Annotated in this window: 12 protein-coding genes; 11 read left to right on the top strand and 1 reads right to left on the bottom strand. The window is 67.3% G+C overall.

Annotated elements, in window-relative coordinates; genetic code table 11:
- Positions 1-45: 45 nt before the first annotated feature.
- The 11 genes from lpdA to N5D30_RS18075 all read left to right on the top strand — a co-directional run bounded on the left by lpdA (position 46) and on the right by N5D30_RS18075 (position 13,602).
- Entirely contained in the window at positions 46-1,482 is a 1,437-nt protein-coding gene (gene lpdA / locus N5D30_RS18125) for a dihydrolipoyl dehydrogenase (RefSeq protein WP_220814494.1), read from the top strand.
- A 189-nt stretch (positions 1,483-1,671) separates the two neighbouring features.
- On the top strand, positions 1,672-2,838 hold the full coding sequence (gene sucC / locus N5D30_RS18120; protein WP_220814493.1) for an ADP-forming succinate--CoA ligase subunit beta: 1,167 nt from the start codon (positions 1,672-1,674) through the stop codon (positions 2,836-2,838).
- Entirely contained in the window at positions 2,838-3,725 is an 888-nt protein-coding gene (sucD, locus tag N5D30_RS18115; protein ID WP_044400216.1) for a succinate--CoA ligase subunit alpha, read from the top strand. The genes sucC and sucD overlap by 1 nt, the downstream gene beginning before the upstream one ends.
- A 254-nt stretch (positions 3,726-3,979) precedes the next feature.
- On the top strand, positions 3,980-5,941 hold the full coding sequence (locus N5D30_RS18110; RefSeq protein ID WP_220814492.1) for a methyl-accepting chemotaxis protein: 1,962 nt from the start codon (positions 3,980-3,982) through the stop codon (positions 5,939-5,941).
- 167 nt (positions 5,942-6,108) lie between these two features.
- Entirely contained in the window at positions 6,109-7,422 is a 1,314-nt protein-coding gene (gene brnQ, locus N5D30_RS18105) for a branched-chain amino acid transport system II carrier protein (protein WP_279910076.1), read from the top strand.
- A 131-nt stretch (positions 7,423-7,553) separates the two neighbouring features.
- Entirely contained in the window at positions 7,554-8,360 is an 807-nt protein-coding gene (locus N5D30_RS18100) for an alpha/beta hydrolase (protein WP_220814490.1), read from the top strand.
- A complete protein-coding gene (locus N5D30_RS18095; protein ID WP_279910075.1) occupies positions 8,357-9,220 on the top strand; it encodes an alpha/beta hydrolase in 864 nt (287 codons plus the stop codon). The genes N5D30_RS18100 and N5D30_RS18095 overlap by 4 nt, the downstream gene beginning before the upstream one ends.
- A 49-nt stretch (positions 9,221-9,269) precedes the next feature.
- On the top strand, positions 9,270-9,923 hold the full coding sequence (locus N5D30_RS18090; RefSeq protein WP_279904456.1) for a glutathione S-transferase N-terminal domain-containing protein: 654 nt from the start codon (positions 9,270-9,272) through the stop codon (positions 9,921-9,923).
- Positions 9,924-9,931: 8 nt separating this feature from the next.
- Complete coding sequence (locus N5D30_RS18085; RefSeq protein WP_279910074.1) at positions 9,932-10,729, top strand: DUF4892 domain-containing protein; 798 nt, start codon at positions 9,932-9,934, stop codon at positions 10,727-10,729.
- A gap of 49 nt (positions 10,730-10,778) precedes the next feature.
- Positions 10,779-11,855 (top strand): AI-2E family transporter, encoded by a 1,077-nt coding sequence (locus N5D30_RS18080; RefSeq protein ID WP_220814486.1) that lies wholly within the window; start codon positions 10,779-10,781, stop codon positions 11,853-11,855.
- 193 nt (positions 11,856-12,048) lie between these two features.
- On the top strand, positions 12,049-13,602 hold the full coding sequence (locus N5D30_RS18075) for a YdgA family protein (protein WP_279910073.1): 1,554 nt from the start codon (positions 12,049-12,051) through the stop codon (positions 13,600-13,602).
- Between the two features lie 68 nt (positions 13,603-13,670).
- On the opposite strand, the gene xopAW is transcribed toward N5D30_RS18075, so the two are convergent.
- Entirely contained in the window at positions 13,671-14,387 is a 717-nt protein-coding gene (xopAW, locus tag N5D30_RS18070; protein ID WP_279910072.1) for a XopAW family type III secretion system calcium-binding effector, read from the bottom strand.
- Positions 14,388-14,434: the final 47 nt, after the last annotated feature.

The following is a 14,434-nucleotide window of genomic DNA, read 5'->3' as shown; positions in this document are numbered from 1 at the left end:
GCCCCCACAAGGGGCCATCCGGTTTTATTCGAGAAGGAATGAGTTATGACCCAGAAATTCGACGTGGTAGTGATTGGCGCGGGCCCGGGGGGCTACGTGGCCGCCATCAAGGCCGCGCAACTCGGTCTGAAGACCGCCTGCATCGAGAAGTACCAGGACAAGGATGGCAAGGTCGCCCTCGGCGGTACCTGCCTGAACGTCGGCTGCATTCCGTCCAAGGCGCTGCTGGACAGCTCCTACAAGTACCATGAGGCCCACGAAGGCTTCAAAATCCATGGCATCGAGGCCAAGGGCGTCACCATCGACGTACCGCAGATGGTCGCGCGCAAGAACGGCATCATCAAGAACCTGACCGGCGGCGTCGCCGGCCTGTTCAAGTCCAATGGCGTCACCCTGCTGGAAGGCCATGGCAAGCTGCTGGCCGGCAAGAAGGTCGAAGTCACCGGCCTGGACGGCAAGACCCAGATCGTCGAGGCCGAGAACGTGATCCTCGCCTCCGGTTCCCGCCCGGTGGACATCCCGCCGGCCCCGGTCGACCAGGACGTGATTGTCGACTCCACCGGCGCCCTGGAATTCCAGGCCGTGCCGAAGAAGCTGGGCGTGATCGGCGCCGGCGTGATCGGCCTGGAATTGGGCTCCGTCTGGGCCCGCCTGGGTGCCGAAGTGACCGTGCTGGAGGCCATGGACAAGTTCCTCGCCGCCGCCGACGAGCAGATCTCCAAGGAAGCCCTGAAGATCCTCGGCAAGCAGGGCCTGGATATCCGCCTGGGCGCCCGCGTCACCGGCAGCGAAGTGAAGAAGAAACAGGTCACCGTGACCTTCAGCGACGCCACCGGCGAGCAGAAGCTGACCTTCGACAAGCTGATCGTCGCCGTTGGCCGTCGCCCGGTGACCACCGACCTGCTGGCCGCCGACAGTGGCGTGACCCTGGACGAGCGCGGCTTCATTTTCGTCAACGACCAGTGCGAGACTACCGTGCCGGGTGTCTACGCCATCGGTGACGTGGTGCGCGGCGCGATGCTCGCTCACAAGGCCTCGGAAGAGGGCGTGATGGTCGCCGAGCGCATCAAGGGCCACAAGGCGCAGATGAACTACGACCTGATCCCGTCGGTGATCTACACCCACCCGGAAATCGCCTGGGTCGGCAAGACCGAGCAGCAGCTCAAGGCCGAGGGCGTCGAGATCAACGTCGGCACCTTCCCATTCGCCGCCAGCGGCCGCGCCATGGCCGCCAACGACACCGCCGGCCTGGTCAAGGTCATCGCCGATGCCAAGACCGACCGCGTGCTGGGCGTTCACGTGATCGGCCCGAGCGCCGCCGAGCTGGTCCAGCAGGGCGCCATCGGCATGGAATTCGGCACCAGCGCCGAAGACCTGGGGATGATGGTGTTCTCGCACCCGACCCTGTCCGAGGCGCTGCATGAAGCGGCCCTGGCGGTGAATGGCCACGCCATCCACATCGCCAATCGCAAGAAGCGTTGATGCGTGCGGCGCCTCGCCAGACGGGGCGCCGGTTTGCAGAACAACCACGGCGGGCGGCCCGTGGCGGTTCGCGAGAGCCAGTCGCAGGAATGTCCGTCGGACTGCTAGTCAGAGCAGTCACAGGTGGCGCGGCGCCCGAGAGCGCAGCGCCGAAATGCGCAATACCTAAACGAAGAACGGTAGATAAGCATGAATCTTCACGAGTATCAGGGTAAGCAGCTGTTCGCTGAATACGGCCTGCCGGTTTCCACCGGCTATGCCGTCGACACCCCGGAAGAAGCGGCTGCGGCCTGCGAAAAGATCGGTGGCAGCGAGTGGGTCGTCAAAGCCCAGGTGCACGCCGGTGGCCGCGGTAAAGCGGGCGGCGTCAAGCTGGTCAAGAACAAGGAAGATGCCAAGGCGTTCGCCGCCAACTGGCTGGGCAAGCGCCTGGTGACCTACCAGACGGACGCCAACGGCCAGCCGGTCAGCAAGATCCTGGTCGAGTCGTGCACCGACATCGACAAGGAACTGTACCTCGGCGCCGTCGTCGACCGTTCCAGCCGTCGCATCGTGTTCATGGCCTCCACCGAGGGTGGCGTGGACATCGAGAAGGTCGCCCACGAGACGCCCGAGAAGATTCTCAAGGCCACCATCGACCCGCTGGTCGGCGCGCAGCCGTACCAGGGCCGCGAGCTGGCCTTCCAGCTGGGCCTGCAGGGCGACCAGATCAAGCAGTTCACCCACATCTTCGTCGGCCTGGCCAAGCTGTTCCAGGACTACGACCTGGCCCTGCTGGAAGTGAACCCGCTGGTGATCAAGAAGGACGGCAACCTGCACTGCCTGGACGCCAAGATCAACATCGACTCCAACGCCATGTACCGTCAGCCCAAGCTGCGCGCCATGCACGACCCGTCCCAGGACGACGCCCGTGAAGCCCATGCGCAGAAGTGGGAGCTGAACTACGTCGCGCTGGAAGGCAACATCGGCTGCATGGTCAACGGTGCCGGTCTGGCCATGGGCACCATGGACATCGTCAACCTGCACGGCGGCAAGCCGGCCAACTTCCTCGACGTGGGCGGCGGCGCGACCAAAGAGCGCGTGACCGAAGCCTTCAAGATCATCCTGTCCGACAGCAACGTCGCGGCCGTGCTGGTCAACATCTTCGGCGGCATCGTGCGCTGCGACATGATCGCCGAAGGCATCATCGGCGCCGTGAAGGAAGTCGGCGTGAAGATTCCGGTCGTGGTCCGCCTGGAAGGCAACAATGCCGAACTGGGTGCCAAGGTCCTGGCCGAGAGCGGTCTGAACATCATCGCGGCTACCAGCCTCACCGACGCTGCCCAGCAGGTCGTCAAAGCCGCGGAGGGCAAGTAATGAGCGTCCTGATCAACAAAGACACCAAAGTCATCTGCCAGGGCTTCACCGGCTCGCAGGGTACCTTCCACTCCGAACAAGCCATCGCCTACGGCACTAAGATGGTCGGCGGCGTGACCCCGGGCAAGGGCGGCACCACCCACCTCGGCCTGCCGGTGTTCAACACCGTCAAGGAAGCCGTGGAAGCTACCGGCGCCGATGCTTCGGTGATCTACGTTCCGGCTCCGTTCTGCAAGGATTCCATCCTCGAAGCGGCCTTCGGCGGCATCAAGCTGATCGTCTGCATCACCGAAGGCATCCCGACCATCGACATGCTGGAAGCCAAGGTCAAGTGCGACGAGCTGGGCGTGCGCCTGATCGGCCCGAACTGCCCGGGCGTGATCACTCCCGGCGAGTGCAAGATCGGCATCATGCCGGGTCACATCCACCTGCCGGGCAAGGTCGGCATCGTGTCGCGTTCCGGCACCCTGACCTATGAAGCCGTGAAGCAGACCACCGACGCCGGCTTCGGCCAGTCCACTTGCGTGGGCATCGGCGGCGACCCCATCCCGGGCTCCAACTTCATCGATATCCTGAAGCTGTTCCAGGAAGATCCGAAGACCGAAGCCATCGTGATGATCGGCGAGATCGGCGGCAGCGCCGAAGAAGAAGCCGCGGCCTACATCAAGGCCAACGTGACCAAGCCGGTGGTGTCCTACATCGCCGGTGTCACCGCGCCGCCCGGCAAGCGCATGGGCCATGCCGGTGCCATCATCTCCGGCGGCAAGGGCACTGCGGACGAGAAGTTCGCCGCCCTGCAGGACGCCGGTGTGAAGACCGTGCGTTCCCTGGCTGACATCGGCAAGGCCCTGGCCGAGCTGACTGGCTGGGAAGTCAAGAACGCCTGAGTGTTCTGACCGCATGAGAAAAGGCCACCTTCGGGTGGCCTTTTCTTTTCTAGTCTTCAAGCATCGTCGCCAAGCGGCCGATAAGAAGTTAACTGACCGGTCGGCTAGGCTGTCTCCACGCACGATGCAGCTGTGTAGGCATAGAACCTGCTTGAGCAGGCATGTGTCAGTGACAATCTCGCAATATCGTTCCTGCCGGGAGGGCAGGTCGGTTCCGGACAAGGCAGTCGTCCGCCCGAACAGGAAGCCCGTTCATGCAATGGTTCGCCAATCTTCGTATCGCCTACAAGATCGCCATCGTCCCCGTCGTGCTCTGCACCTTGCTGGTGGTGCTGGGCGTGGTCTCCAGCCTGTCGCTGCGCAGCATCGCCGGCAGCGTGCAGGTGGTGACCCGCGACCTGGGGCCGGGCATGGACCAGATCGCCCAGCTCGGCGACGGCATGACCCGCATGCAGCTCGCCGTGCGCCAGTACGCGCGCACCGGCGATGCGGCGCTGGAGGCGCAGTTCACCCAGCTCGACCAGCGCCTACAGGCGTTGGAGACGCAGACCTCCGAGCGCCTGCACGACCCCGAGCGCCGGCGTCTGCTGGGCGAGATCGGCAGCCTGCTCGATGAATACAGCCGGCTGTTCCGCGAACAGCTGGTGCCGCTCAGCCGGCAGCGCCAGCAACTGGTCGCCGGCGAGCTGAGCCAGCACGGCCCGGCCATCGAGAAGGCCCTGACCTCGGTGCTGGAGAACGCTCAGCAGGACTTCAACCTGGATGCTGTGTTCTATTCCAGTGCGGCCATGCGCCACCTGCTGCTTGGCAGCCAGTACCTCTACCAGTACCTGCAGGAGAACCAGGCCGAGCAGGCCAAGGCCTTCCAGCGCGAACTGGGCTTCGCCCAGAGCAGCATGACCGTGCTGCGCGACCGCAGCAGCAGCCAGAGCACCCAGGACAAGCTCAACGGCGCCCTGCAGAGCCTGGAGCAGTACAAGGCCGCCGCGGCCAGGGTGGTCGAACTGGTCGAGGCGCGCAACGCCAGCCTGCAGGCCATGGATCGCATCGACCCGCGCATCGCCGACCTGGCCAGCCAGCTGCAGCGGAGCATCATGGGCTCCATGGGCGAGGCGGCGCAGACCGCCGACGATACGGTGGCGCGGGTCAACCGGCTGTTCTGGGGGCTGGTGGTGGCCGCGCTGATCTTCGGCGCGCTGGTGGCCGTCGGCGTCAGCCGGGCGCTGGTGCGTACCCTGGGGCGGATGAACCGCATGCTCAAGGACATCGCCGAGGGCGAGGGCGACCTGACCCGGCGCCTGCCGGTGCAGGGCCAGGATGACCTCGGCCGGCTGGCCGCGAGCTTCAACACCTTCGTCGAGAAGATCCGCCAGACCGTCGCCGAGGTGGCCGGCGCCTCGCACACTCTGGAGCGGGCCGCCGGGGAACTGCAGGCCTCGGCCGAGTCGGCGCATCTGGACGTGGAGCGGCAGCGCGACGAGAGCAGCCAGACCGCCTCGGCCATGACCGAGATGGCCGCCAGCGCCCAGGAAATGGCGCGCAGCGCGGACCAGGGCGAGCGCCTGTCGCGGCAGATGCTGGATATCGCTCTGCGTGGCCAGGCCCGGGTGGAGAGCAACCTGGGCAGCATGAACACTCTGGCCGACAAGGTCGGGCGCCTGGCCGAGGCCATCGAGTCGCTGCGTGGCGACAGCGAGCGCATCGGCTCGGTGCTGGAGGTGATCCGCTCCATCGCCGAGCAGACCAACCTGCTGGCGCTCAACGCCGCCATCGAGGCCGCCCGGGCGGGCGAGCAGGGGCGTGGCTTCGCGGTGGTGGCCGACGAGGTGCGCTCGCTGGCGCAGCGCACCCAGCAGTCCACCGAGGAAATCCAGACGATCATCCAGACCCTGCAGCAGCGCACCCGCTCGTCCATCGAGATGATGGGCGAGAGCCAGCAGGCGGTGAGCCTGGCCGGGCAGGGCGCGGAGGAGGCCAGCCAGTCGCTGGACGAGATCCGCGCGGCGGTGACGGATATCGACCAGACCATCCAGCAGATCGCCGCGGCGGCCGGCGAGCAGGCCAAGGTGGCGGAGGAGGTGGGCGCCGGCATGGTGCGCGCCAACGACATCAGCGTGCACACCTTCACCACCGTGGAGCAGACTCGCAGCGCCGCCGCCAGCATCCGCCAATTGGAGGAGCAGCTGAATCGGCTGATCGAGCAGTTCCGGGTGTGAAGCTGTCCGGGTGAACAGGAAAAATACAGATATGCGACATCCGCTGTCCTGCGCCCGACCGGCCGACCGGGGCCGCTCGATCCCGGGGCGGCCGATCCTTTAAGGTGCCGGCGCGGCGCCAGCCCCATGGAGCGCCGCCTCACCTCCGCTTCGTGGTACCGCCCGCTATGACTCGTATGAAAAGCCTTGACCTCCTGGCCCTGGGCTTCATGACCTTTGCCCTGTTCCTGGGCGCCGGCAATATCATCTTCCCGCCCAGCGCTGGCATGGCCGCCGGTGGCAATGTCTGGTACGCCGCGTTCGGCTTCCTCATGACCGGCGTTGGCCTGCCGCTGCTCACGGTAGTGGCCCTGGCCCGTGTCGGTGGCGGCATGGACGAACTGACCGCGCCGCTCGGTCGCAAGGCCGGCACCCTGCTGGCCGTGGCCGTGTACCTGGCGATAGGCCCCCTGTTCGCGACGCCGCGTACTGCCACCGTATCCTTCGAGATGGGCGTGGCGCCCCTGGTCGGCAACGGGCCGCTACCACTGGCCCTGTACAGCGCCGCCTATTTCGCCATCGTACTTTTCCTCGCCCTCAACCCGGGCAGGCTGGTGGACAGCGTCGGCAAGTTCATCACGCCCGTGCTGCTGGCCTCTCTGCTGGTGCTTGGTGGTGCGGCGCTGCTGGCACCGGCCGGCGGTATCGGTCCAAGCGCCGAGGCCTACCAGGCAAGGCCCCTCGTACAAGGCTTCCTGCAGGGCTACCTGACCATGGATACCTTGGGCGCTCTGGTGTTCGGCATCGTCATCGCCACGGCGATCAAGGATCGTGGCGTCAGCGAAGCTTCGCTGGTCACCCGCTATTCGGTGCTGGCCGGTCTTATCGCGGCCACCGGCCTTTCACTGGTCTACCTGGCACTGTTCTATCTCGGGGCCACTAGCCAGGGGATCGCCGGCGATGCGCAGAACGGCGTGCAGATCCTCACCACCTACGTCGAACATACTTTCGGCATTTACGGCAGCCTGTTGCTGGCGGTAGTCATCACCCTGGCCTGCCTGACCACCGCCGTCGGCCTGTTGACCGCATGCGGCGAATACTTCAGCAGGCTGTTGCCGTTCTCCTATCGCAGCGTGGTGGTGGTCTTCGGCCTGTTCAGCCTCCTGGTGGCCAACCAGGGCCTGACCCAGCTGATCCACGTGTCGGTACCGGTGCTGGTCGGCCTCTATCCGCTGGCCATCGTGCTGGTGACGCTGAGTCTGCTGGGCGGCATCTGGCGTTCAGCCTCCCGGGTGTTCGTGCCCACCATGGCGGTAACCCTGGTGTTCGGTCTGGTCGACGCACTCAATGCCGCCGGCTTCAAGTCCTTCGTGCCAGGGCTCCTTGACCATCTTCCGCTGGCCGACGAGGGCCTGGGCTGGTTGCTGCCAGTGGCGCTGACCCTGCTGGTTGCCGCCATCTTCGACCGCCTGCGCGGCGAGCCGACGACCCAGGCCGCCTGAGCCCGCATCATGCGTGGCCCGCCTTTTGGCGGGCTGCGCCGGTTGTTTGGCGCATCTGGCACCTTCTGCCGATTGCCGCCCGCCCAAGCGTGCCGGACAATCCCCGGGAACCCTCCTGTATCGCGCCCGCCATGTCCCAGACCATCTTCTTCGCCCATGCCAACGGCTTCCCCTCGGCCACCTACGGCAAGCTCTTCTCCGCCCTGGCCCCGGACTACCGGGTGCGGCACCTGGAGCAGCACGGCCATGACCCGCGCTTCCCGGTGGATGACAACTGGAACAACCTGGTGGACGAGCTGATCCTGCACCTGGAGCAGGGCGATGAACCGGTATGGGGCGTCGGCCATTCCCTAGGCGGCGTGCTGCACTACCACGCCGCGCTGCGCCGCCCGGACCTGTACCGCGGCGTGGCGATGCTCGACTCGCCGCTGCTGACCGGTGTCGACCGCATGGTGATCCGTGCCGCCAAGCGCTTCGGCTTCATCGACCGGATCACCCCGGCCGGTCGCACCGTCGGCCGCCGCGAGGTGTTCGGCGACTTCGAGGAGGCCCGTGGTTACTTCGCCGGCAAGACCCTGTTCCGCCGCTTCGACCCCGAGTGCCTGGACGCCTACGTGCGCCACGGCCTGCGCGAGGAAGGGCAGGGGCTGCGCCTGCGCTTCGACCCGGCCACCGAGATCAGCATCTACCGCAGTGTGCCGCACACCGCTCCGGGCCGCCCGCAGCAGCTCGCCGTACCGCTGGCGGTGGTCCGCGGCCGGCACAGCCGCGTGGTGATGCCGCACCACGCGCGCCAGGTCAACCGCGTGCCCAAGGGTGAGTACCTGAGCCTACCCGGCGGCCACATGTTCCCCCTGGAGCGGCCGCAGGACACCGCCCACCTGCTGCGCGACCTGTTCGCCCGCTGGCAGGGCCGCGGCGCGGAGCGCTCGGCATGAACTTCAAGGTGGAAGAGACCCGTTTCAGCCTGCCGCACGTGGAGCTGGCCGCGCACCTGTTCGGCCCGGAGGACGGCATTCCCGTCATCGCCCTGCACGGCTGGCTGGACAACGCCATGACCTTCGCCCGCCTGGCGCCGAAGCTGAAAGGGCTGCGCATCGTCGCCCTGGACTTCCCCGGCCACGGTCATTCCGGCCACTACGCCAGCAATTCCAGCTACAGCATGTGGGAGTACCTGGAGGACGTGCTGCTGGTGGCCGAGCAGCTCGGCTGGCAGCGCTTCTCGCTGCTGGGGCACTCGCTGGGCGGGATCATCTCGACCCTGCTGGCGGCCGCAGTGCCGGAGCGGGTCGAGCGCCTGGCGCTGATCGACGGCCTGGTGCCCTACACGGCCGAGCCGGACAGCGCGCCCAGGCGCCTCGGCGAGGCATTGCGCGCGCGCCTGGCGGTGCGCGACAAGCAGAAGCCGGTCTACCCGGACCCGGAACGGGCCGTGGAAGCGCGCATGCGCGGGGTGGTCGCGGTCAGCCGCGAGGCCGCCGAACTGCTGGCCCAGCGTGGCCTGGAACCGGTACCAGGCGGCTACACCTGGCGCACCGACATCCGCCTGACCCTGCCGTCGGTGATGCGCCTGACCTTCGCCCACGTCGAGCAGTTCGTCCGCGCCGTGCAGTGCCCGGTCAGCCTGATCCTCGCCGAGAGCGGGCAGATGAACGTCGAGCCGCGTCTGAAGGCCCTGGTCGAGACCACTGCGTTCGAAACCCACGTGCTGCCCGGCGGCCATCACCTGCACCTCAACGACGAGGCCGGCGCGCGGCAGGTTGCAGACTGTTTCAATCCATTCTTCCGCCGCGCTTGACGCGGCCCCGGCAACTGCCGAGGCTGTGCAGGTCGCATCGGAGATTGCCATGATCGATCTGTACACCGCCGCCACGCCCAATGGACACAAGGTGTCCATCGCCCTGGAAGAGCTGGGCCTGCCTTATCGGGTGCACGCGCTGTCCTTCGACAGGAAGGAGCAGAAGACTCCCGAGTTCCTTCGCATCAACCCCAACGGCCGCATCCCGGCCATCGTCGACGACGGCTTTGCCGTGTTCGAGTCCGGCGCCATCCTCATCTACCTGGCCGAGAAGACCGGCCGCCTGCTGCCGAGCGACCCCAGGGGGCGTTCCCTGGCGATCCAGTGGCTGATGTTCCAGATGGGTGGGGTGGGGCCGATGCAGGGCCAGGCCAACGTGTTCTTCCGCTACTTCCCGGAGAAGCTGCAGGGCGCCATCGACCGCTACCAGCACGAGACCCGCCGCCTCTACGAGGTGCTCGACCGCCGCCTGGGCGAGGCCGAGTACCTGGCCGGCGACTACGGCATCGCCGACATCGCCACCTTTCCCTGGGTGCGCGTCCACGACTGGGCCGGCGTCCCGGTCGAGGGCCTGGAACACCTGCAGCGCTGGATGGCGGCGCTGGACGCCCGTCCCGCGGTGCAACGCGGCCTGCTGATACCGGAGCGGGTCAAGGATGATGATCGCGCGGTGAAGACCGCGCAGAGCATGCTCACACGCTGAGGAACCGCATGCGTTATTTCGCTTTCTGCCTAAGTCTTTTCTGCACCCCCCTGCTGGCCGCCGACGTGCCCGGCAGCCAGGATCTGGACAGCGTGCCGCGCTTTCCCCGCGCCCAGATCGTCGACTACCGCGATGTCGCCGCCGAGGAGAAACGCTACCCGCAGGACGGCCTGCGCCGCATCAGCGGGCAGTTGCGCGCCTCCGCCGAGGTGCTCGCCGAGGGTCGCCTGCGCGCGCTGACCTACCGCCTGCCGGACGAGCATTCGCCGCGCGAGGCGCTCGAGGCGGCGCGGCGCCACCTGCTGGAACAGGGCGCCCAGCTGCTGTTCTGGTGCGACGGTCGCGACTGTGGCTCGTCCAGCCTGTGGGCCAACCAGATCTTCGGCAACGCCACGCTGTACGGCCCCGAGGAGCGGCAGAGCTATCTGCTGCTGCAACTGGCCGAGCCGCAGCACGACAGCCTCGTCGCCCTGTACGGCATCACCCGCGGCAACCGCCGCTCCTACCTACACGTGGAGCAGCTGGACGCCAGCGCCGCGCTGCCCGCGCTGTTGCCCACCGCCGGCACCCTGCTGCGCCAGCTCAGGACCAGCGGCGAGCTGAACCTGCCGCTGGGCGAGCCGGACGAGCAGTGGGGCGACCTGCTGGGGCGCACCCTGAGCCTGGACAGCACGCTGCGCGTGGAGCTGTCCGGTGCCAGTGCCGAGGCCTGGCGTGTGGAGCTGGAGCGCCGCGGCGTGCGCGGCAACCGGCTGCAGGCAGGTGACCCGGCGGGCGAAGGATTGCGTCTGCAACAACTACGCTGAAGAACGACGCGCGCCGGGCCGCTTCCGCCCGGCTCCAGGGAACCCGAACATGCTGAACAACGACCGTCTGCTGGTGCAGATCCTGCTCCTGGCTCTGCTCGGCGCCTGCGCCTGGGTGCTCGCGCCATTCTTCTCGGCGCTGTTCTGGGCCGCCGTGCTGGCGTTCGCCAGCTGGCCGCTGATGCGCCTGCTGACCCGCGTGCTCGACGGCCGCGAGACGACCGCGGCGGGCATCCTCACCGGCGGTTGGATGGTGCTGGTCGCGGTGCCGCTGGTGCTGCTGGGCTTCAACCTGGCCGACCACATCCGCGACGCCACCGAGCTGTTCAAGGACTTCCAGGTCGACGGCCTGCCGGACCCGCCCGCCTGGCTGGTCGGGCTGCCGCTGATCGGCGAGCGCCTGGAAGGCGCCTGGACGCGGATCGACGAGGAGGGCGTGGCGCTGCTGGCCACGGTGCGTCCCTACCTGGGCCAGGTCGGCAACTGGCTGCTGGCGCGCAGCGCGCAGATCGGCGGCGGCATGCTAGAACTGGCCCTGAGCCTGGTGCTGGTGTTCTTCTTCTACCGCGACGGCCCGCGCATGGCGGCCTTCGCCCACAGCCTGCTGGAGCGCCTGATCGGCGGCAGCCGCGCCGACCACTACCTGGAGCTGGTCGCCGGCACCGTGCAGCGGGTGGTCAACGGTGTGATCGGCACCGCGGCGGCCCAGGCGCTGCTGGCGCTGATCGGCTTCTACATCGCCGGCATTCCCGGTGCCCTGGTGCTCGGCATCCTCACCTTCATCCTCAGCCTGATCCCCATGGGCCCGCCGCTGGTGTGGATTCCCGCCACCGCCTGGCTGGTCAGTCAGGGTCAGTACGGCATGGCGGTGTTCCTCGGCATCTGGGGCACCTTCGTCATCAGCGGCGTGGACAACGTGCTCAAGCCCTACCTGATCAGCCGCGGCGGCAACCTGCCGCTGGTGGTGGTGCTGCTCGGCGTGTTCGGCGGCATCCTGGCGTTCGGCTTCATGGGCCTGTTCCTCGGTCCGACCCTGCTGGCCGTGGCCTACAGCCTGCTCGGCGACTGGGTGGCGAGCACCCCGCGGGTGGCCGCCGTGGACGCGGAGCGCAAGGACGGCGACTAGTTGGCATCCTGTGCAGAATCCTGTGCACCCCCCTTGGTGGGGATGACGGCACGGTGATAGCCTTGCGCGACTTTTCGGCTGCTGTAGCCGGAGCAGGGCGGCAGCCCCGCCTCAGGCCGTGTCGATCAGGTCCGCAGAGGCCGCGCGCGGTTCAGGGAAGAAAGACCAATACTACACAACGGATATACGCCCCATGAAGAAGATTGCAGGTATCGCAGTAGGCACTCTCGTTGCCGTCGCCGCCGTTGGCACGGTCGGCGCCTGGTACACCGGCAACCAGCTGCCCAGCGTGCTGGACGAGTCGATCAAGCAGGCCAACGCCGAACTGGCCCAGACCCTGCCGGCGCTCGGGCTCGATGCTTCCATCGAACTGCTCTCGCTGGATCGCGCGTTCTTCAACAGCAACGCCCGCTACCGCATCAAGTTCAACGGTTCCCTCGACGGCGAAGAGCCGCAGCAGATGGAGCTGGTGATCAACGACCGCATCGAGCACGGTCCCTTCCCGCTGTCGCGGCTCAAGTCCCTCAAGCTGATGCCGGTCATGGCCACCAGCAACTACGCCCTGGAATCCAGCCCGGCGCTGGAGAAGTGGTTCGCCGCCACCAAGGGCACCTCGCCCCTGGAAGGCCAGGTGAGCCTGGGCTACGACAAGTCGGTCGGCGGCAATGTGCGCCTGAACCCGGCGCAGCTGGCGATCGACGAGCAGAACAGCCTGGAATTCAGCGGCCTGCACATCGACTTCGACAGCACCGCCGAGGCCAAGGAAATCGCCGCCAACGGCCTGATGGACAGCCTCAAGTTCAACACCGTGCTGCCGTCCGACCAGAGCCCGCTGAGCTTCGAGTTCAAGGGCCTGACCCTGGACAGCGCGACCACCAAGACCACCAGCGACATCTACGTCGGCCGCAACGAGGCGAAGCTGCAGACCGTCGAGATCAGGCTCGCGGAAGGTGAGCCGGTGCTGCTCAAGGACGTCCGCCAGCTCGACGAGACCAGCGAGACCGACAGCAAGCTCTCCGCCCGCTCCACCTACAACATCGGCATGGTCAGCTACATGGGCCACGACATCGGCGGCATGGAAATGGTGTCGAGCGCCAAGAACCTCGATACCGGCGCCCTGCAGTCGCTGCTCACCATGTACAGCGACTACATCAAGAGCACCGGCCAGCTGCAGCAGGCCAGCGAAGGCATGCCGGACATTCCCGAGGAGCAGCAGGCGCAGTTCCTGGCCGGCATCGAAACCCTGCTGGCCGGCAAGCCGGGCCTCGCCCTGGAACGACTGGCGTTCAAGACCGCCAACGGCGAGAGCAGCCTGAGCCTGTCCGTGGACCTGAACAAGCCCGAGTCCTTCGAGCTGCCGGCTCCGGAACTGGCCAAGCAACTGATCGCCCAGCTGGACGCCAAGGTGTCCGTGTCCAAGGCCATGATCGGCGACGTGGTCGGCCTGCAGGCCACCCTGGGTGGCGAGACCGACAAGGAAGCCGTCGCCCAGCAGGCGTCGATGATGAGCGAGATGGCCAGCGGCATGGCCCTGTCCACCGAGCTGGCCAAGCTCGAAGGCGACAACATCGTGGCCACGCTGCACTACGCCGACGACAAGGTCGACTTCAACGGCAAGCAGATGAGCGTCGACGAGTTCGTCGCCATGGCCTTCGCCACCGGCGCCGGCCTGGGTGGCATGGCTGGCGGCGACATGGACGATGAGCCGGCCTTGGAAGACGAGGACGACGAGGCCTACGCCGAGTAAACGCCGGCAGCCTCCCCGCACGAGGCCCGCATCTCCCCGGAGGTGCGGGCCTTTTTCGTTTCAGGCGTTCAGGCCGAGAGGCTCAGCCGCGTGCCGACGCTCTCCTGATAGCCGGCGTTGTCCTGGTAGTGCTTGAGCAGCCTGGCGATCAGACCGGAGTCGTTTTCTTCCTTGGCCTTGGTCTGCTGGGCGACCGCGTCGAGCAGGCTGCTCAGCGCGTCCTGGCTGCTGCTGTCGCTGCCCAACTGGCCGAACGGCTCCCCGCCATTGCCTGCGCCCTGGGGCGGAGGCGGTGGCGCGAGGGCGGACAGCTCGTCGAGGTTCAGGCCGCCATCGCCGTCGGCGTCCAGCTCCGCCAGCAGGCCGGCGCTGTCCTTGTCGCCAGCGCCGGGCAGGGCGGCCAGTTCGTCGGCGTCGATGCTGCCGTCGCCGTTGGCGTCCAGCCTGGCGAACATCTCTTGCGGATCGGGACCGCCGCGGGGCGGTGGAGGCGGCGCCAGGGCGGCGGTTTCCTCGCTGTCCAGGCTGCCGTCGCCATTGGCGTCGAGCTGGCTGAACAGCTCGTCGATGTCGATGGTCAGGCTGCTGTCGGTTTCCTTGGCCGCGCTCAGCGCGCTCTCCAGTTCTTCCTTGGCGACGCCGCCGCTACCGTCGCTGTCGAGGAGGCTGAACAGCTTCTCCTCGAGTTTCGCCGGGCCGCCTGCGCAACCACCGCCGCCGGCGCTGCTGCGCTGGAGCGAGGTATAGCCGCTGTAGCCCGAGTAACCGCTGACACCACTGATCATGGGAGTCACTCCTTCGTTGGCTGCCGGAGAGGGTTCTCCGGTGATGC

This window comes from Pseudomonas sp. GD03875 (assembly GCF_029840585.1).
Lineage (GTDB): Bacteria > Pseudomonadota > Gammaproteobacteria > Pseudomonadales > Pseudomonadaceae > Aquipseudomonas > Aquipseudomonas paralcaligenes.
This window is presented reverse-complemented; position numbering and strand designations above follow the sequence as displayed.